The sequence below is a fragment of the Paenibacillus sp. J31R109 genome, from assembly GCF_059692055.1.
On record NZ_JCAUAR010000026.1, the window covers coordinates 1 to 26,160 of the forward strand.

A 26,160-nucleotide genomic window follows, 5' to 3' on the forward strand; every position below is an offset into this window, starting at 1 on the left:
AAACTAATAAATAAGATGTTTTCATAACGCTATTTTGCAAACGAGGTTCATCTCTATGTCATGGAAGCGATAAGTTATCTCGAGTTGCAGAAGTTCCCGGTTGTTTCTCTACATTTCAAATGTTTATTGGATATTCAGGATAAACAGTTAATCGACAGTCTCAAAACTCCAGCTATTTCAGCCCATTTTGGTCATCCTATAGAATTCCCCTTGAATTACCTGTAGTAAATCCAGTTATTCTCTTCTAGGTGGCCATTTGGGCAAAATTAGCTACAGAAAATCCATCTATTTTTTTGCAGCGGCGGGTGGGCTCTGCTTGGATGTGGCTGCTTAGGGCCATAAAAGTAGAAAAGGCACCCTACGGGTGCCAATCATCATCCATTACTCATTACTCCAGTATCGCCTGACGAGCAGCCTCTAGCGCGCCTACTACTTTATCGCACCAGACATCGAACTCGGGATCTTCACGCTGCAGCTCTGGATTAGCCAAAATGTTCGCAATCGTTCGCTTCATCCCCTGATCGAACCGTGTTGTAGCTACGAATTCAGGTACAAGCCTCTTTAGCTTCGAATTATCAAAAACAACGGAATTGGCCTTGTCTCCAAGCAACCCACCCCGATAGTCCTGCGCACTGCAAGCATCCAGGAACTCAGACGCTACGTGTACGGCATGCAGCTTCACACCTAGCGCATCTGCGATAGCTTCATAAATCTGATTCCAAGTTAAAGTTTCATCCGATGTAATATGAACTGACTCTCCAATGGCATGAAGATTGCCCATAAGACCAATAAAACCTTTAGCAAAATCACTGTTGTGCGTCATTGTCCATAAGGATGTACCGTCACCATGAATGATGACAGGCTTATTCTCCATCATCCGCTTCGCTACTTGCCAGCTGCCTTTTGTGCCGTGCACACCGAGGGGGATCGAACGTTCATCATAAGTATGACTAGGACGAATGATCGTGATCGGGAAACCTTGCTCTCTATATTGTTTAGTCAAATATTCTTCGCATGCGATTTTGTTTCTGGAATATGCCCATAAAGGATTGGATAATGGCGTGCCTTCCGTGATGCGATAATCCGATAACGGTGTCTGGTAGGCAGAAGCTGAACTTATGAAAATGAATTGCTTCGTCTTCCCCTGAAACAGTCTATAGTCCCGCTCCAACTGAGACGGTTCAAAGGCAATGAAATCCGCTACGACATCAAACGATAAGTCCTCAATCAGCTGCGCAACGCGCTCCTCATCGTTAATATCCGCTTGCAGGATACGCGCACCTGCTGGTAAGTCTGCATTGCGTGTGCCTCGATTCAATAGATATAGCTCACAGCCTGTAGCAAGTAATTGCCTCGTAATTGCCGAGCTGATCGTCCCCGTTCCGCCAATAAATAGTGCTTTCATTATGTCCCCTCCATTACTAAATGTACTACGCCTTTTTCATCAAGACTGCATCTGTCAGTTGTTTGTACTCCTCGTACCACGCATTCCACATCTCTTTGCGCGAAGTAACGGTTCTTCCCTCCAACAACGTCTCAATCACATCCAAACAGACATGCCAACCAGCCAAATCTCTTGGGGTGTGCTCGGTAATTCTATGTAAAAATTCACTAAACAAGAAGAGACATCCGCCGTCTGGCTCCGCTTGAAGTTCGAAACGAACGCGATCCTCGTCCCAGGTGAATGCGAGTACACGATGTGTCGTCAGCTCAAGAATCTCCATAGGAATGGACGTCTCGTCTGGCATGTGAAAATGAATCACGCTGCCAACTCGGAGCTCCTCCACTTCAAGCTCGGGGAACCATTGTGTAAGCTTATCGTTTTCCGTCAACCATGACCAGACTGCCTTCACATCATGCGGCCAATGACGCTCATATCGAGCCACATATCCACCTTGCACGGGTTGCAGATCAGCTATCATACGATGCCTCCTCTATCATTGTTCTATCTCAAATTGCTTACTTTCATCTTACCTGTAGATGCCTGTTCAATCAAGAAATGGAAACGAGCTACGATGTTCCTCGTACATCGAAAGACTTTCGTAAGGTTTTGGAAAGAGTCCTGCATGATGTCTCTAGTAAGATAAGCGTATGAAACTTATGGGAGGTACACATATGAACAAGTTGAACAAGTTAGCTAACATACAACCCGTTGTCGAAGTACGCCATTTAACTAAACGGATTCGAACTAGGAACATTGTGGATCAGATTACATTTGATCTTTTCCCTGGCGAGGTCTTCGGCTTCCTCGGGCCTAATGGCGCCGGCAAAACAACAACCATCCGCATGATGGTCGGCCTCATCGGCATGAGCGATGGTGATGTGACTATTAACGGCTACAGCATTCGCACAAGCTTCCGTGAGGCAATTCAGCACGTTGGAGCGATTATCGAGAATCCCGAGCTCTACAAGCATCTCACCGGGATGCAAAATCTAAAGCAATTCGCTCGCATGGTAGAGGGCATTCCGCAGAGCCGCATCGATCAGATCGTGCAGCTCGTCGGGCTGACAGCCCGCATTCACGACAAAGTGAAGACCTACTCGCTCGGCATGCGCCAGCGGCTAGGGATTGCCCAGGCCCTGCTCCATAAGCCCGCCGTGCTCATCCTCGATGAGCCGACCAACGGTCTTGACCCCGCGGGCATTCGTGAAATGCGCCAGCTCGTCCGCAAGATGGCCGCTGAAGAAGGCATCGCTGTGATGGTGTCCTCCCATTTACTTGCTGAGATGGAGCAAATGTGCGACCGGTTTGGCGTCGTCATCGATGGTCGTTTACGTACCACTTTCTCGCTTGCTGATCTACAATCCCAGACTGACTCACTGACACTTGAAGAGAAATATATCCACTTGACGGAGGTCACCAACTATGCGTAATTTCACTAAACTCGTACAAAATGAAGGTATTAAAATCTTCACCAAATTCGGAACTTGGGTGATGATTGCCTTCATTCCGATACTGGTTATCGCGGTAGCCCTGCTTTGTAAATATGCGAACGAAGATGAGCTTGCCGCGAACAATGTGTGGGAGTTCTTAGATTTGTGTCTATCCGCCATTCCCAATCTCATGGATATTGTCACCTTATTTACGATTATCGTCGCCGCGGGCATTGTGGCCTCCGAGTTCTCCGGCGGTACGATTAAATTACTGCTCATCCGTCCCTTCAGCCGCTCTACAATCTTACTCTCCAAATTTGTGACTGTCCTATTCTTCGGGCTGGGTCTTATGCTATTGCTTGTATTGACCACGATTCTTGCAGGTGGCCTGTTTTTCGGATGGGACGGTGCTTCCGAGCTTCATACCGGAGCTGCGTTCTCGAATGCCGCTTACGCCTGGAAAGCAATTGGTTACAGCGGCATCGAAATGATCGTCATGGTCACACTTGCCTTCATGTTCTCTTCTGTGTTTCGTGCAAGCTCCATAGCCATAGGAATTTCCTTGTTCTTCTTATTAACCAGCGGTCAGTTAGCTTATGTTCTTAAACAATTTGAATGGTCCAAATTTCTGATTTTCGCCAATACCAACTTATTGAGTTATGTGGACGGTAGGCCGCTAATAAGCAGTATGTCGTTATCTTTTTCCTTGATAATGCTAGCCTGCTATCAACTCCTATTCCTCACGCTAGCTTGGTATGTGTTCGCTAAACGTGATGTTTCTATCTAAACCACATCCATTTCAATATAAGCGGACAAAGCAGTATACTGGAAGCATATGACATAAAGGTGGAACTCACATGCCTAATCACATTTTGCTTGTAGAAGATGACCCGGCTATTGCTGAAATGGTCCTGGGCCATTTAGCCAAAGAGAGTCTCACCGTTCGACATGCCCCTGATGGGGAGGCGGCGCTGCGGCTCTTTGCCGAGGATGCTTTTGATATGATACTGCTGGATCTGATGCTGCCAGGGGTTGATGGCATGGAGGTGCTGCGGAGGGTGCGGAGCGGAAGTACGGTGCCTGTTCTCATTTTGTCCGCGAAGGATAGTGATGTTGAGAAAGCACTGGGTCTCGGCTTTGGAGCTGATGACTATTTGGCGAAGCCATTCTCCCTGATTGAATTGTCCGCACGTGTCAAAGCGATTCTGCGGCGTGCGTCCCAATATGCCAATCCTTCAGTTGCACAGGCTGATCAGGCCCTCTTGCACATCCATGAACTAACACTTCATCCCGATGAGCATCTCGTGACCAAAAACGACACGCCCCTCAACCTCACGGCAAAGGAGCTACTGATCTTAAAGCTGTTGATGTCTCATCCCAAACGGGCCTTCTCCAAAGAGCAAATCTATCGCTCCGTTTGGAATGACGCTTACTATGACGATGTGAATGCGATTCAGGTCCATATATCACGCTTACGGGAGAAAATTGAGGACGATCCTGCGCACCCGCGGTACATCAAGACCGTATGGGGGATTGGTTACAAAATGGGGGATTTCTGATATGCATGTTGTGTGGCCCTGCCTGTGTATCCTTCTTGGGATCGTTATCTTCATTCAATTGAAGACTCGAATTGACCAATCGCGTCATCTCCGCTATTTGCAGACGAAACTAACCGATATTCTCGAACAGGAATCTTCCGAAAAAGTTCATCTCCATACCAATTCCACGCAGCTCCAGCACTTACTCATTGTCATAAACCGACTCCTCGATGCGAATCGCAAAGTGGAAGCCGACTATACCCGCATGGAAAATGCGATTAAGAAGATGGTTGCGAACATGTCACATGACCTGAAAACGCCGCTTACGGTTGTGTTGGGTCTGACAGAGACCCTTGCACATGATCTAACAGCCAGCGAGGAGGAGCGGAAGCGACTCTCCCTCAAGGTTCATGAGAGAACGCTCGACATCTTACATCTGACGAACCAGTTTTTCGATCTGGCACGTTTGGAATCTGGTGATCGCCCCCTCCCTTTATCCAAAATTGATCTGAGCGAAGCTTGCCGGAACAGCATTCTTTTCTACTACGAATTAATTGAGTCACATGGACTAGAAGTCGATGTCGCGATACCTGAAACGCCGATCTATGCCTATGGCAATGCGGAAGCACTCGGACGGGTGCTGCAAAACCTGCTCTCCAACGCCATTCGTTATGGAAACGATGGAGGTCTGATTGGCATTGCCTTACGACAGGATGAAACTAGTGTCTATATCGAGGTGTGGGATCAAGGCAAGGGCATTCATGAGCGCGATCGTTTGAACGTCTTCGAGCGGCTTTATACGCTGGAGGATTCAAGAAACCAGACCTATCAAGGCAGCGGCCTAGGTCTCACGATTACGAAGCGGTTAGTTGAACTCATGGAGGGGAGTATTTCCCTGCACAGCATACCCCATGTGAAAACCGTATTTAAGGTACGTTTTCCACTGATCCGCTTTTGAAAGGAGCCCGAAGTGATGAGCTTTATTCTGCAAACAAAACAATTATCTAAACGGTACAAAAAAGCCGAAGTGGTCTCCGGTGTCAACATGCATGTTCGCCGTGGCGAGATCTACGGTTTCCTCGGTCCTAATGGTGCGGGCAAAACAACGGTCATGCGTATGGTTACGAATCTCATCCCGCCTACTAGTGGAGAAATCGAATTATTCGGGGCTCCACTAACCCCCCACTCTTACGAAACGATGAAACGGATGGGCAGCATTATTGAGTATCCGATCTTCTATGACCATCTGACTGCACGCGCGAATTTGGAGCTGCACTGCGAATATATGGGCTATTACGATAAAAATGCGATTCGCGAAACACTGGATCTGGTTGGACTATCCGACATTGGCAATAAGCCCGTGAAGGATTTCTCACTAGGTATGAAGCAGCGTCTTGGCATTGGCCGGGCCATCTGCACAAAGCCCGAACTGCTCGTCCTCGATGAGCCTGTGAATGGCATGGATCCATCGGGGATTCGCGAAATCCGCGATCTATTTCGCATGTTGAGCAAAGAGTTTGGCATGACCCTGCTTATTTCTAGCCATATTTTACAGGAAATTGAGCAATTGGCTGATACGATCGGCGTCATCAACCACGGCAGACTGCTCGAAGAGGTCTCCATGGAACAGGTTCGAGGACGGCATAACGAATATACAGAGATTGTCGTGACCGATGTGCCGCGGGCTGTACTTGTTCTAGAGGATAAGCTGGCTATCGTTAATTATAAAATCATGGACCACAGCGCCATACGTATCTATGATCCCCGCGTTGCACCTGTAGAGCTGAATCGCTTACTCGTCCATCATGAGATTGGCGTTGAAGCGCTGAACAAGAAGACCCGCTCGCTCGAAGATTATTTCCTCGGGGTCATTGAAGGAGGAAACCGTGATGCTTTGGAAGCTCATTAAGCTGGAACTGAAGAAAACGAAGTGGCGCGGACTACTGCTTAGCGCCGTGATTACCAATCTCATGGTAGCGCTATGGGTTGTGAGCAGCGACGTACCGAACAATGGGGTCAGAAGCTATGACCGCGTTTTCCAGAGTATTATGAACTATTCCGGAGTTACTTTCATCATTTTCGCTTCCGTATTGATGTCACGAATGATCATTGATGAGTATCGCAACAAAACGATTACCCTACTCTTCGCTTACCCTGTACCTCGGAAGATGATCTTCTTGGCTAAATTGATCATTATCGGGGCTTGGACATTCGTCACGGAGTTACTCAACAATATTTTCGTGGTGATCTCACTTCTGATTGCCAATTCACATTACCAGTACATTACCGAACCGCTCACTACCGAGCGGCTTCAGCAAGAAGCGATTCGCATGCTGATTTTCGCTTTCGCTTGCGCAAGTGTAGCGTTGATTCCCCTTTATTTTGGTATGATCCGCAAAACAATGCCTGCCTTAATCATAAGTTCCTTTCTCCTATCGAATGCCGCCATGGTTATTGTCAATAACCTCTCAGTTGAAGATGGCTATGGAAACTTCGTGATGGCAGCCTTATTGTGCTTTGCACTCGGAGTTCTTACCGCCTACGCAGGCGTACGAAGGAGCCAATTATAGATTGGCTCTATTCATCTATATACACAAAATAGGATAAACAACCAAATTTATTCGTTTGACAGTACTTTGCATAAGCTTCTATAATAGTTCGCATACGAATTATTCGCGTGCGAAATTTAATTGGAGGAAGGAATGAACATGGACGATCAGCAACAACAGCGTACACTCGAAATCATTCAGTCCGCACGAGAGGTCAAACAAGCTTTTCATCAGGTGATGAGTAAAGCTTACCAACATTTGAACGTCACACCGATTCAATCATTCGTCCTTCGAAAGCTAAGTGAGAAGCCTGGCATCACGCTATCAGAGCTAGCCGAATACATTCAATTGGGCAAAAGCACGACGAGCGGCATTATCGATCGCATGGTTAGAGATCAACTGGTATCCCGCGAACAATCCAGCACAGACCGCAGGTCGGTCACCCTTAAGCTGCTAGACAAAGGCGAGCAGTTGCTTCAACGCGTGCGTGAAAACCAAGTGGAGCGCATGTCTCCGCTCTTGCAAATGTCGGATGAAGAAATCGACAGTTTGCTTCGTATTCACCAAAAAATTGTGCGCATTCTGCACCAAGAACTGGAGGAAGATTCTACGTATGAGTAATGCAGTTACGAACACCCTACGAAGAGGCCCGATCGTCGCATCCCTGCTGATCGCGGCTTTTGTTGCCCTATTAGCTCAGACCTTGCTAAATGTTGCTTTGCCGAGCATGATGAAGGATTTGGATGTCAATGAAAATACCATTCAATGGTTAATCAATGGTTATATGCTCGCGAACGGTGTTCTCGTCCCGATCAGTGCCTTTTTGATTTCTCGCTTTACGACGCGAAGGTTATTCTTAGTCGCATCTGGATTTTTCGCGCTAGGCACCATCATTTGTGCCTTCTCCCCAGGCTTTAGCCTTTTATTAACCGGGCGTCTCGTTCAAGCGATCGGTGCTGGTATTCTCATGCCGCTGATGACGATTGTGTTCCTAACGATTTTCCCTGTAGCTGAACGCGGTAAAGCCATGGGCCTTATGGGTCTTGCTATGATTTGTGCGCCTGCCATTGGACCGACTTTGTCTGGGTGGGTTGTTGAGCATCATTCTTGGCGTATGCTGTTCTATATTATTTTGCCATTATCTTTATTTGCATTGGTTTTCGGCGCTTTTTCCATGAAAAATGTGATCAAAACGTCTACACCTAAATTCGATATTCTTGGCGTCATTTTCTCTACGCTTGGTTTCGGTGGTTTGTTGTACGGATTTAGTGATGCTGGATCTGATGGTTGGGGCAGCACTACGGTTGTGAGTTGCTTAATTATTGGCGCACTAGCCTTGCTTCTATTCGTATGGCGCGCACTTAAAATAGAGAAACCACTTCTCGAGCTTCGCGTGTTCAAATACAGCATGTTCTCCTTAACTACTGTCATTAATGTCATCATTACGATGGCGATGTTTTCTGCTATGGTCTTGCTACCGATCTTCTTACAAAATATCCGTGGATTCTCACCATTAGATTCTGGACTATTGCTTCTGCCTGGTGCCATCCTGATGGGCATTATGTCCCCAGTGACGGGTATTATTTTCGATAAAATTGGTGGACGTTGGCTCGCGGTTATCGGTTTGACGATTACAACGATTACAACTTTTGAATTCAGTCACCTTACTGTGGATTCTACGTATTCCCATCTCATGCTGATTTACACGCTTCGGATGTTTGGTATGTCCATGCTGATGATGCCGATTCAAACAGCAGGCTTGAATCAACTGCCAAGACGCTTGAACGCGCATGGTTCGGCCATGTCCCAGACACTTCGAAATGTCGCTGGTGCACTCGGTACCGCAATTCTGGTTACAATTATGACGAATACGGCAACTTCCCGAGCGAAAGATCTTGTTGTAGCAGGTAAAATCGACCCAAAAGACGCGGCAGCTATGGCTGACGTTACGCATCATGCCACGGTATATGGGATCAATTTCTCCTTTGAAATCGCAACATGGATGACGCTCGCCGCACTGGTGCTAGCCTTCTTTATTAGAAAGACTACGCCAGCCGAAGAACCTAATGTTGATAAAGCAGCCTAAAGAAGACGCGATTTGTTTTACAAAATAAAACGACGAAAAAGCTCATCTGTGAAGATGAGCTTTTTCTACTATAAGTCTTTCGTTTATGACAAATCACTATTGGCGATACTCATCATCTAACGGGAATCAAGGAAAAATTGTCAAACCACTTTTGTGTTTACTTTTTTTTACATAACTAAATATAAATAAATTGACAAAAAACGAGATAAATAGACATAATGAAAGTGAAACGATAAATACTGGGGTTACTCTAGATTTTTCAAATATAATTTTTTGCAATTTCATGGTAGCGAAGGGGGATTGCTTTGAGCAATGTATCTTTAATCTTGGAGTCAAAAAAGAGATGTGAAAAGCTAGGTATTAATCCACGGGGGATTCCCACCTTTTCTAACATTTTATCAGAAGACGATTTGACTCTCAAACGAGCTGAATACGAAGAAATATTATCTGTTATTACTTTTTTTGTTCATAAAATGCTAGAGCTCATGAAAGGGATACCTGTACTGATCTTAATCACGGATGAGAATGGCTGCGTGCTGGAAATGGCCGGAGATGAAGCGATTAAGAGCGTGATCGAGCAATCGGGCATTACGGTTGGTCTCGTATTCAACGAACATGAAGCAGGAACCAACAGCGTTAATTTAGTTTTGGAACATTGTCAGCCGTTTCAACTTATTGGGAACGATCATTATTACGAATTTTTGGGGTATTCTGCCTGCTATACCGTACCCTTCAAGCATTCAGATGGCAACAAATTGCTCGGAACGATATCGATCATGACAGCGATTGATCAGCATAATCCATTTTTATTGGCGATGCTCTGCACAGTCGTAGATTCGATCGAAAGAGAACTCATGCTGAAAAAGCAAAATAGGCGATTGCACATTTTGAATCAGGTGGTCATCGAAACAACAAGAAACGGCATTATTATTACTGATCGGGATGGGATCATTACCGAGTTTAACAAGTTTGCTGAAATTTTAACAGGTTCCAAAAAACAGGATGTCATCAATAAACCTATCCCGGATGCCAAAACAAATGATTTCATTCAAGAGGTTCTTCAAACGGGAAAAGAATACGAAGATATGGAATTGATGCTTCCCCCTCAGAAGGGGCAAGACGAGCTGGTTTGCCTGTTCGACGCCTTCCCTATTCGCGATGAGAATATGCAGATCATGGGTGCATTTGCGCAGTTTCGCGATATCACGGAGCGTTATCATACGCAAAAACAGATCAATTATTTGGCCTATCATGACGATTTAACTGGTTTACCGAATCGAAGATTTTTTACCCGGCATATTGATGAATTGCTGAGACACGGGATACAAGAAAAAAGTATCTTTGCCGTCATGTTTCTTGATCTGGACAGCTTCAAGAAGATTAATGACACGCTAGGTCATAACAATGGTGACACACTTTTGAAGCTAGTTGCCGAGCGTCTAAAAACTTGCTGCCATGCGCCTAATCAATTGGTTTCAAGAATGGGTGGGGACGAATTCACGATCCTCGTGCAAGAGATGACGGATCATACAGAAGCCATTCATGTTGCGGAAGTAATTATAAAAGCATTTGAGAAACCGTTTGCAGTGGAAGGCTATGAGTTCTATATAACAGCTAGTATCGGTATTGCGTTCTATCCGCAAGATGGCATGAATGGCGAGATGCTGATGAAGAACGCTGACATTGCTCTTTACCGTATGAAAGAAGACGGAAAGAACAACTATAACATTTTCAAACCTAGCCCAAACAGCAGCGGTATTGAACAGCTTACATTGGAGAATTCGATCCGTAAAGCGTTGCGCGAAGAGGAATTTGTGTTATATTACCAGCCCCAAATCGATACACTGACAGGGAACATTATTGGTACCGAGGCGCTCGTTCGCTGGAATCACCCCACACTCGGCTTGGTCCCTCCAGCTAAGTTCATCCCGATTGCGGAAGAAACAGGACTCATTGTCCCCCTTGGGGAATGGGTACTTAGAACCGCTTGCATTCAAAATCAAATATGGAAAGAAAAAGGATACCCTCCTATGAGCGTATCGGTCAATCTTTCTTCTCGCCAATTCTCAAAGCAGAATCTGGTAAAGACGATTACAGAGATTTTACACGAAACTCACATAGATCCCCAATACCTTGAGCTCGAAATTACGGAGTCGATGACTATGAATGTTGAAGTCGCGATTGAGGTACTCGGAAGACTGAAGGAATTAGGTATACAAATTTGCATCGACGACTTTGGGACAGGCTACAGCAATCTCTACTATTTAAAATTGTTCTCCATTGATCGGTTAAAAATTGATCAATCCTTTGTCAGGGATATTATGACGGATTCGAATGACGCAGATATTGTAGCTACAATAATTGCTATGGCCCATAACCTTGGAATTGATGTAATCGCAGAAGGTGTAGAAACTAAGGAACAATTGGATTTTCTGCGTAGTCAGAACTGCCATGAAGTACAAGGTTTTTATTATCATCGGCCATTACCTGCAGAACAAATTGAGCAGTTGTTGATGAAAACAGTGGAAATCGATACCAAATTGTAAAGGTGATATGATGAAAAAGAGAGTGTATACATTATTAGTCGAGCATTTTAAAAATTGGGGTATTTCTCACGTATTCGGCATTCCGGGGAAGTCTATTTCCCCGCTGATGCTGGAACTTGAAAATTACGGAATCGAATATGTGCTAGGTCGCCACGAAGCCGGCTGCGGGTTTGAAGCATCAGGTTATGCACTGGCGAAAAAAACGATGGGAATTGCGATTGGCACTTCCGGACCTGGAGGAACGAATCTAATTCCAGGCGCGGGGCATGCCAAAGAGTTCCAGTTACCTGTATTATTTATTACCGGACAGCCTTCGATGCAAGAGACTGGACGTGCTTTAAGTCAGGATTCAAGCCAATTTTCAGTAGATTTGGTTAAAATGTTCGAACCCGTGACCCTCTTTAGTGCTCGCGTCGAGCGAGGCGATCTTCTTCACCTATACCTTAAACATGCCTTGGAAAAAGCCTACACAGGTGAAAAAGGTCCCGTTCATCTTTGTATCCCATTTGATGTGCTGATGGAAGAAGTGGATTCCTTTTATTTGCCTTTACCGGACCATATTTCACCACTTGTATCCCCTGATATTGATAAAGCCGTATCCTTAATCAATGAAGCTAAGAAACCTGTCCTCTTTCTGGGCAAAGGCGCCGTCGCGGCGGAAACATACGACCAAGTGCGGATTATTGCTGAACATTGGGGAATTCCTGTCGTAACTTCAACTGGTGGGAAAGGGGCATTTTCCACTAACCATCCCTTATACTTGGGCGGATATGGCCTCGGCGGTTCCATATATGCAACAGAATATATGAAATCCGGCATTGACTTGATGATCGTTGTTGGCAGCAAATTGTGCGACATGTCTTTGTCCGGATTTACGGCTGACATGGAGCCAGAGAAGGTATTGCAATTCGAATATGACCTTACGTTCGCAGGTAAGACCCTTCAAGCGCCAACGCAAGTCATCCTAGGCGATATCGCATACAACCTGAATCAACTCATTATGCAAAGCGGAGCATCCCTCAAAGAGCATGAAGTGCTAGCAGCTCGTGCAGAAGCAGCAGCAACGACCGCTCCAATGGAAACCGCATTGTCAGCGGGGGCGGCGTTCAGAAGTTTGCGGTCTGTGCTTCCGAAAGAGGCGGTTATCTTCGGGGATGCAGGGAGCCACTCTTTTTATGCTGTACAGAATTTCGAAATCATCGAGCCTGGGACATTCTTTTTAGCTGAAATGTTCATAACGATGGGGGCAGCGATCGGCTTTTCGATCGGTGCGAAAATTGGCATGCCCGAACGCCCTGTCGTCTGTGTGACCGGCGACGGCTGCATGATGATGCACGGCACAGAAATATCGACAGCCGTTAACCATGGGATTCCGGTTATTTTCTTCGTTTTGAATAACGGTCGGTTAGATATGGTAGAAAAGGGTATGTCTTATAACACGGGACGGTCCGTTGGAGCTATCTTTGAGCGACCGCTGGATGTTAGCTTATTTGCACAATCTATGGGAGCACTGGCGTATCGCTGTGAAAATGAAACAGACATTACGAACGCGGTTCAGTTAGCTTTGCAGTCCAATACAGCTACGGTCATCGAGGTAATGGTTGATCCGCTAGAAATTCCTCCGATTCTTACTAGATTGCTTAGTTTAGATTAAACTTACCACCAACAATGAAAAGAGGATCGTACGATGTCGAAGATAGCGGTCATGGACAGCCACTTGGCCTCCCATCTCGAAATTCTAACAGGCCCTAAGATTAGAGAAATTATCGAAATTGTTTATCATATTAGCTTAGATGACATCTCCGCTAACGGTGAAGGCAGTATATTAGCCTTATACCCACTCGAAATCATGAAACCTATTAGGGAATCACTTGGCATAGACCCTGCCTCTACGGATCACGATGCTGAAATCATGTCTATGACCAAGGTAGAAGCTATGGATAGATATCTGTTATCCTATGGACCTACGATCATAGGTGAAGAGATTCGAAGTCTCGTCAATGACATTTTCGGTGTCAATCTAACAGGAATTGCTACTTTGGATAACGCTAGGTTATCCATCTTTTCGAAAGGTCAATGGATTGTACAAGACCCTGCGGATCTTATAAGTCTCAGTACTGGAAAAGGCGATATTGATGTAACCATCAGCGCTACAGATTATTATAAGAATACAATAGGGTTCGATCAATTCCCCACCGAACTTCATGACTTCTTACTCACACTAGGATTTTCTTATCATCTAGAGATGCAAAATTATCATTATTCAAACCCAGCTGGTCAATCTATTCCAGAAGCTTTCAAAGGACAATTAATCGGGAAGCTTGTAACCGTTATAAAAGACTGTTATTAGATAGCTGATGACGAAATGCAAAGAGGCACCCAGCGGGTGCCTCTTTATTGTAGCTATTATCCACTTTTTACGCAGCCACATCTCTCTTCGTAAATACAAGCCACGCTACTATATTGAAAATAAGGAAATACGCACTCAACACGATAATTGAAAATTCAAGTGTCATTCCTGGTTGGTACGGGCGGCCACTCAAATACTGGGACAGATCAATATTAGAGAACAGCAAGTACTTACTCCATTCGTAACGCTGCAAGAGTTCCAAGAAGATCGTTCCCGCAAATAAAGCAAAGATGGAAAATCCAATCGCCATGATACTGCTGCGGAAGGCAGAGGAAATCATGAAGGCCATGGTGACGAAGATAATCGTAGATACGCCATTGAGCAGATAGGTTTTCCACAGATTAGCAATCATGCTTTTCTCTACAACCTGACCCGCCGCATCGATGGTTACTAGGGGCAGGTCGATTAACCCAAACTTATATAGAATTCCGTTTACTAGAATAGACACAACGAACAGAATAATTAACAAGAACAAACCAAAAGCAATCATCGATAAATATTTAGACACTAGAATTTTCGTTCGATTCGCAGGTCGAATCAGGAGCAGCTTAATGGTCCCTGTCGTGAATTCACCCGCCAAGCTGTCCCCCGCAACAATAACCGTGAACAAGGTGATCAAGATAATCAAATGCGCCGAATCATTTATTCCGCTCCACATCGTCCCCCCTTCCGGGTGAATATTATGCTCGAGATGGTAATCGTACCTAGCGATCTGCCTTTCGATACTTGCCTTGCTCTCTGCACTCCGTTTGGGCTCCTTCAGCGCATCTGCGAGCTCCTGCTTCTGCTCAATCACGTGATTTCGCCACGCATCGACCTCTCCCGATTTGTCATCGTAGTACCAATCCATGAAACTGCCTAAGAAAACGGCGCCAATCATGATAGCGACCATGAGCCATGTACGTACTCGACGGTAGAGCTTCATATTTTCGTTCAGAATCAAATTAACCAACTTGTTCACCTCCTGTCATTTCCAAGAACCGATCTTCTAACGATAATCGCAGCACTTGAACACCATAGATGCGGACATCTCTACGCATCAAATCTGCCAAAATGTCAGGAATACAGTCTCTCTCTGTCACAACTTCTACGCCTTGAGGAACTATCTTCACATCTTTTACACCTGTCATGCCAACAATCGCAGCGTGCACCAGCTCCGCAGGTGTAGCTTCAATTAAATACGTTTGCGTCCCATCCTGCGAATCTGCCATGAAATCTTGAATCGTTTTCACATCAACTAACTTGCCCTGCTGAAGAATAGCAACACGATCACACATCAGCTCCATCTCACTTAGCAAGTGGCTGGATACAATCACTGTGATTCCTTCGGATCGCGTCAGATGACGCAGGTAATCACGCAGCTCCCGGATCCCTGCAGGGTCTAGACCATTCGTTGGCTCGTCCAGAATGAGAAGTGACGGCCTGTGCAGCAGCGCCTGAGCAACACCCAATCGCTGGCGCATACCCAGCGAGTACTTCTTCACCTTGTCATGAATCCGTGTCTCTAACTTCACCAGCTTGACCACTTCGTCAATTCGTTCCTTCGTAACCCCAGGTACCATGCGCGCATAATGAATAAGGTTATGATAGCCACTTAAATACTTATACATTTCCGGATTCTCAACGATCGCTCCCACATGGCGGATCGCTTGCTCAAAGTCATGCTTAATGTTCTTCCCTTTAATCACAATTTCGCCCTGCGTGATGGACATTAATCCGACCATCATACGGATCGTTGTCGTCTTTCCTGCACCATTTGGCCCGAGGAATCCGAAGATCTCCCCTTGCGGCACATCAAACGTTAGATTATCAATAATGGTTGTTCGCCCGATTCGCTTCGTAACCCCGCGCAAACTTACGATAGGTTCACTGCTCATGCATGGAACCTCCTTCTCAATTTAGTTAACTTGGAAAATGATGTCGCCAGACTTCATCTTAGCCCCTATTTTTCGTGTCCCTTGTCCCAGTACGCCGTTCATGCGTGTTCCATATTCGTTATCGGTCACCTTCTGAATAGGTAAAGGAAGTAAGGACTGAATGCGTCCTTTGCTCACCGCAGCATCCAACGTGTACCCCTCGTCTTTGGACAAAATGAACGTCAGGTTACCACCTTTGTCCGACACCACTTGCGTGTCTCCCTGGATATGGTCGAATTTCATATCGGCACCCTGTCCTACAACGGACACAGAACCCTTCAATTCGCGAAAAAATACAGAACCGTGGTTCGCATTCCCTGTCACTTCTCCAGTAATGTCTGTTAGATCGGTATGACCTGATTGATGATCAAGGATTAAATTACCTTGGGTATGATCAATATTCGTTGTACTCGATCGATTGACTAGATCAACATTCCCCTTAATGTCGGCCATGTAAAGACTTCCATAGGAGGATTTCACTTTGAGGTCTCCCTTTACATTAACAATTTCCATGAGCCCACTGGTTGATGTGGCCGTAACATTCCCGTTAATCCCGTTGATTCGCACAGCGCCATCTTCATTCTCAATCGTCGACTTCATCGTATCGGGGATAGCAAGTACATAATCGATAGATACATGGTCGGGATCAATGGCCTTTCCGTTCGCTGTCGTAACAAACGTGAGTTGTCCATTCTGGAGTTCTTGTTCGACTTTAACAGCGTCTCTCCTGCGATCAGCTATCTCTGTATTCGCGGCTGAAACAGTTACCGTATACTTTAGCTGAATCGTGGAAGTCTCTGAACGTTGCACGGATATTTTTCCTCGCTGGCTTGTTAGCAGCACTTCTGTTATCTCTGGCTTGTTGATCTCTGTTAGATGCTGTGCGGTTGCCGTTACAGCTCGTCTCTCGCCGATATAGGCATCTGTCTTCTCGGTATTCACGAATTGCTCACTGAAAGCTTGAAGGGTATCTTCCTTACGAATGGAAATATCCAGAATCGAGAGCAGGAATAGCATCACTACGGAGATGAGAAGAATACTTCTTTTTTGCTGGAAAAACATCCTCACACCTCCACTTCTTTCTCGAAAATGAAACCATTTAGCGCAATTAACCCTATACAGAGTAACCCGAGCACAATAAAGGGTCCTGAATGCAAGAAAGCCATATCAGAATCTTTATGTCCAATCACGATATCTGGTGTCCATGCCAGTAAGTCGGATAACAACGGGGTGATTCGAAGGACTAGCCAAATGATGCCAAAAAACGCACTGACCATCACAAACCATTTGAATTTAGCTACGAGCTGCCCACATAGGAACGTGAACTGCACGACAATTAATAAGAACAACATAACGAAAAGGCAGATCCAGTAGAGATTGAGTACTAGACTCACTAGGCTGGGCCCTAGTTCCGACCAATCCTCGCTTGTGCTTACTTCCGCCCACATCACACGGAGTAACAAGCTCGCAAAGCTTACTGCAATCACGATGGACGTTGCAATCAATAAGGAAAGCACTGCCGCTAATTTGGCTGCTAGTACTTTCCACCCTCGAATGGGCAAGGACAGCAGAAGGTAAATCGAGTTCGTTCTCCACTCCACATGGAGCTGATAGTAACCCGTTCCTATCGCTAAGGCGACTAAGAATAAGTAAGGGATAATGAGCGCCAACACCATCGTTGCGTCCATTTGGAAATCAGCGCTTTTGTACAAAACGATGACGTGCAGCGCAACTACCCCCACTGCGAAAAACCCGAATAAAGGGAAAATACTTTTCATTTCTTTCCTGAATAGGTTCCAGAGTGCCATCTACCCGTACACCTTCTCCCAAATGTTCTCTAACGAGCAGCCGTACGTGTCACGCAAATTTTCCGTGGAGTCGAATATCGTAACCTGCCCATTCTGCAGAAAAATGACATCATCGAACATTGGCTCCGATTCATTCACCGAGTGGGTTGAAAGCACAATCGTCTGTTCATCCGATTGGAACTCGCTGATAATGGAGCGGATAATCTTCGCTCGAGACGAGGGGTCAATACCTGAGAACGGCTCGTCCAGTAAGATCAACGGCACTTTCCGAGATAAAGCTGCAATCAATTTCAAGCGCGCTCGCATCCCTTTGGACAGATTCCGAACCTTCTGGTTCTCATTCAGCTCCATTTTGACAAGCATATCTGCCGCTCTCTCTGCCTGCCAATCCTTGTAGAAACTCGATATAAATTGCAGCGACTCCTTCACCGTCATCCACCCGTACAGATTGTCAATCTCAGGCAAGTATGCGACATGCTGCTTATTATGCACATCCGGCTTCCTGCCGCCGACAAGAATTGTGCCCGAGGTAGGATAAATCAGACCGGCCATCATCTTGAGCAGTGTCGATTTCCCACTCCCATTAGGCCCCAGTAAGCCAACAATCGTACCTTTCTTGACCCGAAGATCGATGCCGCTTATCGCTTTCTTTAACAAATACTTCTTATGAATGCTCTGGAGCTCGATCATATACGGATTCTCTTCACTCGACACGGTCTATCCCTCCTCCTTGCGATCATTATGTATGGTATTGCGCAGCATTTGCGCCATTTCGTCCGGTTTAATGCCCAAACCACGCATTTCTTCAATGAATTGATCGACGGCGGCTTGCGCCATTTCTGAACGAATCGAGAGGAGCATCTGCGAATCATTCTTGATAAAAGTACCCTGCCCTCGTAACGTCTCCGTCAAACCCACCCGCTCCATCTCTTGGTAAGCTCTCATCACCGTATTGGGATTCACTTGTGATATTTGCGCTCGTTCCTTATGCGACGGAATCTTATCACCAGGCGACAACTCGCCCCTCGCCAATGCCTTCTTCACCTCATCGACCATCTGCAAATAAATCGGTTTCGGGCTATTAAAATTAAGTTGCACCGTCCTACCCTCCTCTACACCGCAAACCAGTGCACTATTGAACTAGTGCACTATAAGAATATTTGCATCCTTATGAATTGTCAATGGCTTTTTTTGGGGGGGAGACATGCCAGTGGGGGTAAGCCTACTCGGGGGAAGGGTACTAGGGGACGCGCTATTGGCCGTGATATAGGGGAAACGATTTTCATGGGAACGTGGGTGACTTATTTAGTCGAAAAAGATGAAAATTGCCAACTAAAGGAACGTGAGTGTCCTATTTAGTAAGAAAAACACGAAAAACATGAAAAATCACGGGGATAGAGGTGGATTGGAGTGCCGGTGGCGGTGGCCTTTGGGGGAAATGAGGGAAACGTGCCTTACACGGTTGTATTAACTGGAAAATTGAGACTGTCGATTAATGAATCAGGCTTAATAAACATGCAACTTAGTGAATTTTTATAAAAATTGTTAGTTTCTGAGGAGGTTGTCTCTCCTTACAAAGGTAAAGTTACATGCGATTTCAAATAAAGGTGTGGCATAACGTTATTTTCATATATATGTTCTGTGAAAATATAGCATTACGAAATAACGCTATTTCGACCAAATGGAGTGGAATTTATCCATTTAGAGTGAAATAACGCTATTCTATAACGTTATTCTCCCGTATTCTCTACTAAACTAATAAATAAGATGTTTTCATAACGCTATTTTGCAAACGAGGTTCATCTCTATGTCATGGAAGCGATAAGTTATCTCGAGTTGCAGAAGTTCCCGGTTGTTTTCTAAATTTCAAATGTTTATAGGATATTCAGGATAAACAGTTAATCGACAGTCTCAAATATGTAGTTATTTCCGAGATGTTTCTTCGAAAACCCGATTTAACTGTACAATATGTGGCTGCTCAATCCTCTTAGCGTGTGTGTATAAGTGAAAAAACTGTCCCCACTTAGATGAGGACAGCTTCTTAACACACATCCGACTTACTGTGCGGTTCGTTGCGGACGTTGTCCACCACCTTGAGGCGGCATCCCGCCTCCACCTCCGCCTTGTCCGCCAGGGCCTCCGCCACCGGGACCACCCATCATCCCGCTTCTAGCGGTGGTTACGCCTGTTTCGTTCAACCATGTAATTATGGTTGATGTCTTGAAATCAACGACCTTCGTCCCGCCTTGGTACGTGCCACCGTTATAAAGACCTTTCGCAGCGGTGCCTGTCGATGTTCCGCCCGTGCTGAGCGTATACGAAGCATCCTGCTTCAGGTTCGGAGAGCTGACGAACACGGACTGATAGTTCTTCGCTGGCGCAAAGGTGATAATAGCGTTGCCTGCGCTGTCTTCAAGGTGAACCAGCGCCCCCGCTTGCTGGGTCTTGGTGTACGTCATTAGGACGCCGGCTTGCGTCGACTTGTCGGACGTCGCTTGCACCATGCCGGAGCTTCCCGCCGCGACGAGGAAGCCGCCGGTCATGACGAACGTGCCGTCATAGTCGAGGGCGCCGTTGTTGTTCTCCGTCGGCCCGTTGACGATGACCGTCCCACCACTCATCGTGATGGAACCGTTGGAGTCCAACCCGTCGCCCTTCGAGTCGACGGATAGGAAGCCCCCAGTAATCGTCAGCATATTGGTCGAATTTGCACCGGATGCACCTGGGGCACCGCCACCCTCAGCGGACTCAGCGTCGCCGCTGGAGATGTTCACACCGTCGTCCGTAGAGACGACATTAGTGGTACCACCCGAGATCAGAACCGCTGGCGCCTCGATCCCTTCATTGCTTTGCGTGATATCGATTGTACCACCTGCGATAGCAAGGGATACCTCGGCGTGAATACCATCATCGCCAGCGTTAATGTGAACATCTCCACCGCTCACATCAAGCCCGCCGCTGCTATGCAGCGCATCCTCGCCGGATTTGATGTTGAAGGTGCCGCCTGCAAGGCTGATATAACCTTCCTCTCCCGCAGTATCGTTCGAGGTTTTGATGCCGTGTCCGCCCGCATCTATGGTCAAGGTCCCCGCTTGGACAGCAACCAAATCGCGGCCCATCACACCGTCATCCACTGCGTGAACGTCTAGGATGCCTCCTGTGATTTTCAGCTTATCCTTGCTGGTAATCCCGTTGTTGTAGTTCCCTTTCACGACCAACTTCCCAGATCCGTTAATCGTCAGATCGTCTTTACTGAAGATCGCTGAATTAGGCTCGTCGGTCTCCGCATCCGGATACACATACTTCGTTCCATCAGAAACAAGGTTCTCTGTCCCCTCTTGTAAGCTGATAATCACTTTGCCCGCTTCTTCGACATAGATCGCAGAAGACGTACTATTCGAGATCTCCGCTCCATTTAGTACGATGCGAACGACGCCTTTATCCTTCACATTCACCGTTATTTGACCGTCTGTCAATTTACCACTCAGGACATATGTGCCAGCCGCCGTAATCGTAATTTTACCGTCTTTCGCCGCTGCGCCAGAGCCCTCGATCGTTGCGCTGCTCCCCGTCAACGAGATCTTCGTCGGGTTCGCGGAGGCCCAGTCTGTATACGCATCATCAGCCGCATACTTAACATTCTGGATGATATCCGTAGTCGTTTCTTTTCCAGCTGAAGCCGTCGCTCCCGTCACCGTTGAGGTTGCTGCAGACTCGGTCGTATTCGAAGCTATCTCAGTCGTTTCATTGCATGCCGCTAACACAATAGCACATAATAATAGGGCACCTGCACCCTTCATTTTCAATGGTTTTTTCATAGAAATCTCTTCCTTCCTCACTTGCCTGATTTTAAAATTCAGCCGCTGTAGGGCTCATCGTTAAGGTGATATCTAAGTTGCCATTTCTGCATCTAATAGCGTCTAAGAACTCTTTTTGACTCGTTAAATGATCAATCGTCACAACGTAAACTAACTCATACAAGCTACCTAATTCGGTCGTTCTTACCTTTTTCAATTCATAGGCAATGTCGAACATTTTGAAAACTTCATCAAACGCTTCTTCATATCCCAGACTCTCAGGAATCGTTACTTTCAATAGCTTCTGTGCAGCCTTCTTAGCTCCGAAATTCGTCGCTTTCAGAACAAACATCAATACGCATAGGATAATTGTGAAAAGCACTGCATAACCAAACGATCCCACACCGCAGGCAAGACCTGCCGCCATCGTGAACAAGACGAACGCAATGTCCTTCGGATCCCCCGGAGCGCTTCGGAATCGGATGATCGAGAATGCTCCTGCAAGGCTGAACGCTCTGGCGATGTTGCTGCCGATTAATAGAATAATAATGGCTACGATGACGGGCAGAACAATCATGGTTAACGTGAAGCTTTGTGTGTAATTCGTTTGTGTTTTCATATACGTAACGCTGATTATCGCGCCTAATACAATCGCCGTAATGATGGTTAATACAGCATTCATTAGGGTTAATTCTGTGCCTGCGGTCACTTGTGCAAAAATCGAATCGATCATAATGGAATCCTCTCCCCCGTTAATTGTTCATTTCGCATTTTTTTGTATTCGTTGCCGTACTTCGAAAAGCTCGTTCGAAACATCTGGTGCTCAGACAGCATCCTCGACAGCCAGAGCGGAATCGTTTTCTCCGCCTTCACTTCCATGAGCCATTGCCCGCGACCCATCAACTGCTCCCCATGATCGCCGTTTTCCAGCTTGAGATCATACCGTCTGGAACGGATATTCGTGTCGAATGTGATCCGCAAATCTCGATTATTTTTGCAAAACATCGCAATCCTGTCATACGCCAGATATACCTTCGGCTCCAGATCATACCGCTGTAAGAAATACTTAATTTCCTGAATAACCTGCTTGTTCATATAGTCCTTGAAGTCAGGCTCTAGCTTCGTTCGTACAAAATCATACGACTCATTCAGCTTCAGCGCTGTTCTTCTTTTATTCACAAGACCGAACACTTTCTTCTTTAGCTCCAGATATACTTTTGCATCCCCAGCCGGAACGCCATACGCCCTTATTCGCAGCTTTTCACGGTACTTCGGCTTCGCCAGCGAATTTCGAATTAATGAATCATGTTCCGTGTCAAAATAGATATTACTGATCGAATAGAATTGTTCATTCTTGTTGTACGCGTCCATTTCCATATATTCGAGCAGTCGATTATAAATTGTGTAAAAGGCTTTCGTATCCATCAGATACTTGTTTTCATACCGATTAAATACTTCAATCGCCATTGTGATGCGCCTCCTTCTTGTTCATGTCTGTATCTTAGCCCCCGAACCTTTAGTGAAACTTAAATGGGAGAGGGTTTATGTTTTTTTCGTAAATCCACATCGGTAGTGCTACTATTAAGGTTGATTAAAGGTTCACACGCCTATAATGAAGCCATGCCATTTGCAAGCACCTTGAGGCACTGAGGGGGAAACGACCATGAGAATTCTAATCGTGGAAGATGAAGTACATTTAGCAGAAGCTTTAACTCAGATTTTAAAAAAACACCATTATTCCGTTGATGCCGTTCATGACGGCCAATCAGGGCTGGATAACGCGTTAAGCGGTATATATGATCTACTTTTGCTCGATATCATGCTGCCTGAGATGGACGGGATCACGATTCTCAAGACACTGCGTGCCAAAGGAATTTCAACACCTGTCATTTTGCTTACGGCTAAAGGAGAAATTTCGGATAAAATCGCGGGGTTGGATTACGGTGCCGACGATTATGTCGCCAAACCTTTTTCAACGGAGGAGCTATTAGCTCGGATACGCGCGGCGTTACGACGGAAAGGCGAAGTCGTGCCGGAAGATGCTTTGAAGTTCGGGGACATCGAATTGCATACGGGAAATCTGAAGTTGACGTGTAAAGGGAAGGAATTAAAGCTGATTTTGAAGGAAAGCGAGCTTCTGGAGCTGCTCATGACGAGAAAGCAGGCCGTAACTTCTAAGGAACAGATCATTGAGAAGCTATGGGGCTTCGATTCTGAGGTGGAGCATAACAATGTGGAGGTTTATATTTCTTTTTTACGCAAAAAACTAACCTTCTTACACGCGGCGGTCCGCATCACCACGCTTAGAGGCGTCGGATATGTGCTGGAGGAGGTGACATCCTAATGTTCAGTAAGCTTCGCAACCGATTCCTGATTGTGAATCTCGTTATTATTTCTTGTATCATGCTCTTATCCTTCGCTACGATTTATTTTATTACTTATCAGAACGTGCGAACCGACATCGATATGGAACTGCATCGCGTTTCTGAATTTTTTTTGAAACCTGATGGGAAAAAGGGGAACCCACAGCTTGGACCTGGAGGAGGCCATCCCCCGAAGGAATCTCAGGGGTATACGAACCCGCCGCCAGAGCGGTCCGTTTCTTTTCAGCTACAGACAAATGCGCAGTGGGAGCTCATGGGAACCAACTCCCGTTTTGACATGGACACGGAATTCTATGAAACAGCCATTAAGGAAGCCTCCACCAGCAGATCGGATATCGGCCAGTTCACACTCGATGGCAATCGCTGGGCCTATATGGTTCAGAAAAATAACGCAGGTTATGGCATCGCCTATCTCGACGTTACAGCTCAGCAGAACATTCTTACGAATCTCGTCTATACATTCACAATCGTCGGCTTGGTGATGTTGATTGTTATCTTCTTTACAAGCCGATATTTCGCTAACCGCTCCATCGCGCCAGTCCGTGAAGCCTTCCAGAAGCAGAAACAATTCATCGCGGATGCTTCCCACGAGTTGAAAACACCGTTAGCCGTCATCAATACCAATGCAGATGTTCTCTTAGCGAATAACGAAGATACCATCGAAAGCCAATCCAAATGGCTGCATCGCATCAAATCGGAGACGGAACGGATGAAGACGCTCACGAATGATCTCCTCTACCTCACTGAAATGGATGATGCTAGGGCAGATATGCTGTACAGTAATTTCAATGTGAGCGAATCGGTTGAAAGTGTCCTTCTGACCATGGAAGCCGTCGTGTTCGAGAAAGATCTCTCGCTAGACTATGAGATTGAGCCTGACCTGATCTCGCACGGCAATAGTGAGCAAATCAAACAGGTTGTCATGATACTTCTGGATAATGCGATCAAGTACACGCCACCGAAAGGCGCTATTACGCTCACCTTCAAAAAACATCATAGCGATGCGCTGCTCACCGTAACGAATACAGGGGAGGGTATCCCGCCCGAGCATGTGGAGCGGATTTTCGATCGCTTCTATCGCGCGGATCCCTCGCGTTCACGCAAGCACGGCGGCTACGGGCTTGGATTGGCCATAGCGAAGTCTATCGTTGAGCAGCATAAGGGGAAAATATATGCTAAAAGTGTGCAGCACGAGCTGACGTCGTTTTATGTGCAGCTCCCTTGATAGATTATTTGAGAGCCACGTGAGAATTCACCGGCACGCGCGGCTTTAAGACCCAAAAAGGGCCTTATCCTTCGGCTATTTAGCCCCAAGCACTGCAATAGCGCCCTTTTGGGGCGCTATTCCTGCCTCTACCCGCCTCGACCTCAGCCGGCTTTACAGAGGAGCATTCCGCCTCTTATTTTTTGACCCACAATGTATTCATGTATACCGTCTTGAACCCTACCTTTTCCATGTTCGCATGGCTAATGGAGCCAAATTCGACGTCTGTGAACACCGTTTTCAAGCCTAATTGCTCAGCATCTGCTAACCTTTGCTTCAGCAGCGCTGATTGGCAGCCTCTGCCTCGGAAAGCGGGGAATGTGAAATCGTTCGCGATATATCCCGCCCCCCCACTCCGAAAGAGAGATCCCATTGCCGCAGGCTTCCCTTCCATGGTCATCAGGTAGTTGATGAAATTAGGGCTGTAGAAATACGGCTTCGCGCGTGCAATCATCTCTTCCGTCACGATCATATTCTCGTGAGATAACTGAATCCACTCGATCAGCTGCTCAGCATTCGCCTCCGTAACCCGCTCAATGAGGTGAGAAGTCCTATTTTCCGCTAAGTTGGCTTTAACAGGATGAATTACCATAAAGACCAGTTGTTCCACGGGGAACATTCCTTGGGCGATTAACGCACTTGTCACCTCTTCGGTCATGTGATTCGGTGTCATATCAAATGAGGGTACAACAGGCTTATACTGGCTGATAAGGCTATGCAAATAAGGCACATCCTCGGGACCGAAACCCTTGATCCGGTTATAGTAAGCGGTTGATTGGCCTGATATATCCTTTAGCAGCGTACAATTACCTCGTTGCGTGACTTCGAGATTTCTTGGCACCGCGGTCAATGATCTGCTTGCATTAAGTTGAGTGAGCTCCGTTTCAATCTGTTCAATTTGTTTCATGTAATCCAAAGGTTTCCTGCTAGACATGATGGGTTGAATTCTCCTTATTGGTTGAGACTTGTGATACAGTTTCCATGTAAA

At 46.2% G+C, this 26,160-nt stretch carries 24 protein-coding genes and 1 pseudogene; 13 read left to right on the top strand and 12 right to left on the bottom strand.

Annotated elements, in window-relative coordinates; translation table 11 throughout:
• Window positions 1-388: 388 nt before the first annotated feature.
• Both AC58QT_RS32740 and AC58QT_RS32745 read right to left on the bottom strand, forming a co-directional pair.
• Window positions 389-1,405 carry an SDR family oxidoreductase gene (locus AC58QT_RS32740; RefSeq protein WP_497412642.1) on the bottom strand — a complete coding sequence of 339 codons (1,017 nt, stop codon included), beginning with the start codon at window positions 1,403-1,405 and terminating at the stop codon, window positions 389-391.
• A 25-nt stretch (window positions 1,406-1,430) separates the two neighbouring features.
• Entirely contained in the window at window positions 1,431-1,922 is a 492-nt protein-coding gene (locus AC58QT_RS32745; protein ID WP_497412643.1) for an SRPBCC family protein, read from the bottom strand.
• Window positions 1,923-2,142: 220 nt separating this feature from the next.
• On the opposite strand from AC58QT_RS32745, the pseudogene AC58QT_RS32750 reads away from it, so the two are divergent.
• From AC58QT_RS32750 to AC58QT_RS32800, 11 genes and pseudogenes are all read left to right on the top strand, one after another.
• Window positions 2,143-2,865, top strand: a pseudogene (locus tag AC58QT_RS32750) (ABC transporter ATP-binding protein); the annotation flags it as partial.
• A gap of 1 nt (window position 2,866) precedes the next feature.
• Window positions 2,867-3,661: a DUF2705 family protein gene (locus AC58QT_RS32755; RefSeq protein WP_497412644.1), complete on the top strand. Its 795-nt coding sequence runs from the start codon at window positions 2,867-2,869 to the stop codon at window positions 3,659-3,661.
• 70 nt (window positions 3,662-3,731) lie between these two features.
• On the top strand, window positions 3,732-4,433 hold the full coding sequence (locus AC58QT_RS32760) for a response regulator transcription factor (RefSeq protein ID WP_497412645.1): 702 nt from the start codon (window positions 3,732-3,734) through the stop codon (window positions 4,431-4,433).
• Window position 4,434: 1 nt separating this feature from the next.
• A complete protein-coding gene (locus tag AC58QT_RS32765) occupies window positions 4,435-5,370 on the top strand; it encodes a sensor histidine kinase (protein WP_497412646.1) in 936 nt (311 codons plus the stop codon).
• A gap of 15 nt (window positions 5,371-5,385) precedes the next feature.
• Window positions 5,386-6,321, top strand: a complete 936-nt coding sequence (locus AC58QT_RS32770; RefSeq protein WP_497412647.1) for an ABC transporter ATP-binding protein — start codon at window positions 5,386-5,388, stop codon at window positions 6,319-6,321.
• Window positions 6,302-6,982, top strand: coding sequence for an ABC transporter permease (locus AC58QT_RS32775; protein WP_497412648.1), 681 nt, complete (start codon window positions 6,302-6,304; stop codon window positions 6,980-6,982). Before AC58QT_RS32770 ends, AC58QT_RS32775 begins: the two co-directional genes overlap by 20 nt.
• A 138-nt stretch (window positions 6,983-7,120) precedes the next feature.
• On the top strand, window positions 7,121-7,582 hold the full coding sequence (locus tag AC58QT_RS32780) for a MarR family winged helix-turn-helix transcriptional regulator (protein WP_497412649.1): 462 nt from the start codon (window positions 7,121-7,123) through the stop codon (window positions 7,580-7,582).
• Complete coding sequence (locus AC58QT_RS32785) at window positions 7,575-9,047, top strand: DHA2 family efflux MFS transporter permease subunit (RefSeq protein ID WP_497412650.1); 1,473 nt, start codon at window positions 7,575-7,577, stop codon at window positions 9,045-9,047. The genes AC58QT_RS32780 and AC58QT_RS32785 overlap by 8 nt, the downstream gene beginning before the upstream one ends.
• A 305-nt stretch (window positions 9,048-9,352) precedes the next feature.
• Window positions 9,353-11,593, top strand: coding sequence for an EAL domain-containing protein (locus tag AC58QT_RS32790; RefSeq protein ID WP_497412651.1), 2,241 nt, complete (start codon window positions 9,353-9,355; stop codon window positions 11,591-11,593).
• Window positions 11,594-11,600: 7 nt separating this feature from the next.
• Window positions 11,601-13,247, top strand: coding sequence for a thiamine pyrophosphate-binding protein (locus tag AC58QT_RS32795; RefSeq protein WP_497412652.1), 1,647 nt, complete (start codon window positions 11,601-11,603; stop codon window positions 13,245-13,247).
• A 33-nt stretch (window positions 13,248-13,280) separates the two neighbouring features.
• Entirely contained in the window at window positions 13,281-13,943 is a 663-nt protein-coding gene (locus AC58QT_RS32800; RefSeq protein ID WP_497412653.1) for a hypothetical protein, read from the top strand.
• Between the two features lie 67 nt (window positions 13,944-14,010).
• Here the strand turns inward: AC58QT_RS32800 and AC58QT_RS32805 are convergent, their stop codons facing one another.
• The 9 genes from AC58QT_RS32805 to AC58QT_RS32845 all read right to left on the bottom strand — a co-directional run bounded on the left by AC58QT_RS32805 (window position 14,011) and on the right by AC58QT_RS32845 (window position 22,991).
• Window positions 14,011-14,955, bottom strand: coding sequence for an ABC transporter permease (locus AC58QT_RS32805; RefSeq protein WP_497412654.1), 945 nt, complete (start codon window positions 14,953-14,955; stop codon window positions 14,011-14,013).
• Window positions 14,948-15,880, bottom strand: coding sequence for an ABC transporter ATP-binding protein (locus tag AC58QT_RS32810; RefSeq protein ID WP_310499965.1), 933 nt, complete (start codon window positions 15,878-15,880; stop codon window positions 14,948-14,950). Before AC58QT_RS32810 ends, AC58QT_RS32805 begins: the two co-directional genes overlap by 8 nt.
• Window positions 15,881-15,901: 21 nt before the next feature.
• The gene (locus AC58QT_RS32815) at window positions 15,902-16,981 is read right to left on the bottom strand and encodes a DUF4097 family beta strand repeat-containing protein (RefSeq protein ID WP_497412655.1); all 1,080 of its coding nucleotides are present in this window, start codon (window positions 16,979-16,981) and stop codon (window positions 15,902-15,904) included.
• 2 nt (window positions 16,982-16,983) lie between these two features.
• Complete coding sequence (locus tag AC58QT_RS32820) at window positions 16,984-17,727, bottom strand: hypothetical protein (RefSeq protein ID WP_497412656.1); 744 nt, start codon at window positions 17,725-17,727, stop codon at window positions 16,984-16,986.
• Window positions 17,728-18,441 (bottom strand): ABC transporter ATP-binding protein, encoded by a 714-nt coding sequence (locus AC58QT_RS32825; RefSeq protein WP_497412657.1) that lies wholly within the window; start codon window positions 18,439-18,441, stop codon window positions 17,728-17,730.
• Between the two features lie 3 nt (window positions 18,442-18,444).
• Window positions 18,445-18,825 carry a GntR family transcriptional regulator gene (locus AC58QT_RS32830; RefSeq protein ID WP_310499961.1) on the bottom strand — a complete coding sequence of 127 codons (381 nt, stop codon included), beginning with the start codon at window positions 18,823-18,825 and terminating at the stop codon, window positions 18,445-18,447.
• 959 nt (window positions 18,826-19,784) lie between these two features.
• A complete protein-coding gene (locus AC58QT_RS32835; protein ID WP_497412658.1) occupies window positions 19,785-21,545 on the bottom strand; it encodes a carbohydrate-binding domain-containing protein in 1,761 nt (586 codons plus the stop codon).
• Window positions 21,546-21,576: 31 nt separating this feature from the next.
• On the bottom strand, window positions 21,577-22,257 hold the full coding sequence (locus AC58QT_RS32840; protein ID WP_497412659.1) for a DUF4956 domain-containing protein: 681 nt from the start codon (window positions 22,255-22,257) through the stop codon (window positions 21,577-21,579).
• Window positions 22,254-22,991, bottom strand: a complete 738-nt coding sequence (locus AC58QT_RS32845; RefSeq protein WP_497412660.1) for a polyphosphate polymerase domain-containing protein — start codon at window positions 22,989-22,991, stop codon at window positions 22,254-22,256. The genes AC58QT_RS32840 and AC58QT_RS32845 overlap by 4 nt, the downstream gene beginning before the upstream one ends.
• 196 nt (window positions 22,992-23,187) lie before the next feature.
• Between AC58QT_RS32845 and AC58QT_RS32850 the strand changes: the two genes are divergently transcribed.
• Together AC58QT_RS32850 and AC58QT_RS32855 are read left to right on the top strand one after the other, a co-directional pair.
• Window positions 23,188-23,868: a response regulator transcription factor gene (locus AC58QT_RS32850; RefSeq protein ID WP_497287357.1), complete on the top strand. Its 681-nt coding sequence runs from the start codon at window positions 23,188-23,190 to the stop codon at window positions 23,866-23,868.
• Entirely contained in the window at window positions 23,868-25,133 is a 1,266-nt protein-coding gene (locus AC58QT_RS32855; RefSeq protein WP_497412661.1) for a sensor histidine kinase, read from the top strand. Before AC58QT_RS32850 ends, AC58QT_RS32855 begins: the two co-directional genes overlap by 1 nt.
• Window positions 25,134-25,308: 175 nt before the next feature.
• Here AC58QT_RS32855 and AC58QT_RS32860 read toward each other — a convergent pair whose 3' ends face one another.
• The gene (locus AC58QT_RS32860; protein WP_497412662.1) at window positions 25,309-26,106 is read right to left on the bottom strand and encodes a GNAT family N-acetyltransferase; all 798 of its coding nucleotides are present in this window, start codon (window positions 26,104-26,106) and stop codon (window positions 25,309-25,311) included.
• Window positions 26,107-26,160: the final 54 nt, after the last annotated feature.

What these genes read in the sequence shown, in the direction of transcription:
- AC58QT_RS32745 (WP_497412643.1), bottom strand. Translation starts at nt 1,922, where the DNA reads ATGATAGCTGATCTGCAACCCGTGCAAGGTGGATATGTGGCTCGATAT.
- AC58QT_RS32770 (WP_497412647.1), top strand. Translation starts at nt 5,386, where the DNA reads ATGAGCTTTATTCTGCAAACAAAACAATTATCTAAACGGTACAAAAAA.
- AC58QT_RS32785 (WP_497412650.1), top strand. Translation starts at nt 7,575, where the DNA reads ATGAGTAATGCAGTTACGAACACCCTACGAAGAGGCCCGATCGTCGCA.
- AC58QT_RS32740 (WP_497412642.1), bottom strand. Translation starts at nt 1,405, where the DNA reads ATGAAAGCACTATTTATTGGCGGAACGGGGACGATCAGCTCGGCAATT.
- AC58QT_RS32855 (WP_497412661.1), top strand. Translation starts at nt 23,868, where the DNA reads ATGTTCAGTAAGCTTCGCAACCGATTCCTGATTGTGAATCTCGTTATT.
- AC58QT_RS32840 (WP_497412659.1), bottom strand. Translation starts at nt 22,257, where the DNA reads ATGATCGATTCGATTTTTGCACAAGTGACCGCAGGCACAGAATTAACC.
- AC58QT_RS32850 (WP_497287357.1), top strand. Translation starts at nt 23,188, where the DNA reads ATGAGAATTCTAATCGTGGAAGATGAAGTACATTTAGCAGAAGCTTTA.
- AC58QT_RS32780 (WP_497412649.1), top strand. Translation starts at nt 7,121, where the DNA reads ATGGACGATCAGCAACAACAGCGTACACTCGAAATCATTCAGTCCGCA.
- AC58QT_RS32820 (WP_497412656.1), bottom strand. Translation starts at nt 17,727, where the DNA reads ATGGCACTCTGGAACCTATTCAGGAAAGAAATGAAAAGTATTTTCCCT.
- AC58QT_RS32775 (WP_497412648.1), top strand. Translation starts at nt 6,302, where the DNA reads ATGCTTTGGAAGCTCATTAAGCTGGAACTGAAGAAAACGAAGTGGCGC.
- AC58QT_RS32810 (WP_310499965.1), bottom strand. Translation starts at nt 15,880, where the DNA reads ATGAGCAGTGAACCTATCGTAAGTTTGCGCGGGGTTACGAAGCGAATC.
- AC58QT_RS32765 (WP_497412646.1), top strand. Translation starts at nt 4,435, where the DNA reads ATGCATGTTGTGTGGCCCTGCCTGTGTATCCTTCTTGGGATCGTTATC.
- AC58QT_RS32755 (WP_497412644.1), top strand. Translation starts at nt 2,867, where the DNA reads ATGCGTAATTTCACTAAACTCGTACAAAATGAAGGTATTAAAATCTTC.
- AC58QT_RS32795 (WP_497412652.1), top strand. Translation starts at nt 11,601, where the DNA reads ATGATGAAAAAGAGAGTGTATACATTATTAGTCGAGCATTTTAAAAAT.
- AC58QT_RS32845 (WP_497412660.1), bottom strand. Translation starts at nt 22,991, where the DNA reads ATGGCGATTGAAGTATTTAATCGGTATGAAAACAAGTATCTGATGGAT.
- AC58QT_RS32760 (WP_497412645.1), top strand. Translation starts at nt 3,732, where the DNA reads ATGCCTAATCACATTTTGCTTGTAGAAGATGACCCGGCTATTGCTGAA.
- AC58QT_RS32860 (WP_497412662.1), bottom strand. Translation starts at nt 26,106, where the DNA reads ATGTCTAGCAGGAAACCTTTGGATTACATGAAACAAATTGAACAGATT.
- AC58QT_RS32800 (WP_497412653.1), top strand. Translation starts at nt 13,281, where the DNA reads ATGTCGAAGATAGCGGTCATGGACAGCCACTTGGCCTCCCATCTCGAA.
- AC58QT_RS32815 (WP_497412655.1), bottom strand. Translation starts at nt 16,981, where the DNA reads ATGTTTTTCCAGCAAAAAAGAAGTATTCTTCTCATCTCCGTAGTGATG.
- AC58QT_RS32835 (WP_497412658.1), bottom strand. Translation starts at nt 21,545, where the DNA reads ATGAAAAAACCATTGAAAATGAAGGGTGCAGGTGCCCTATTATTATGT.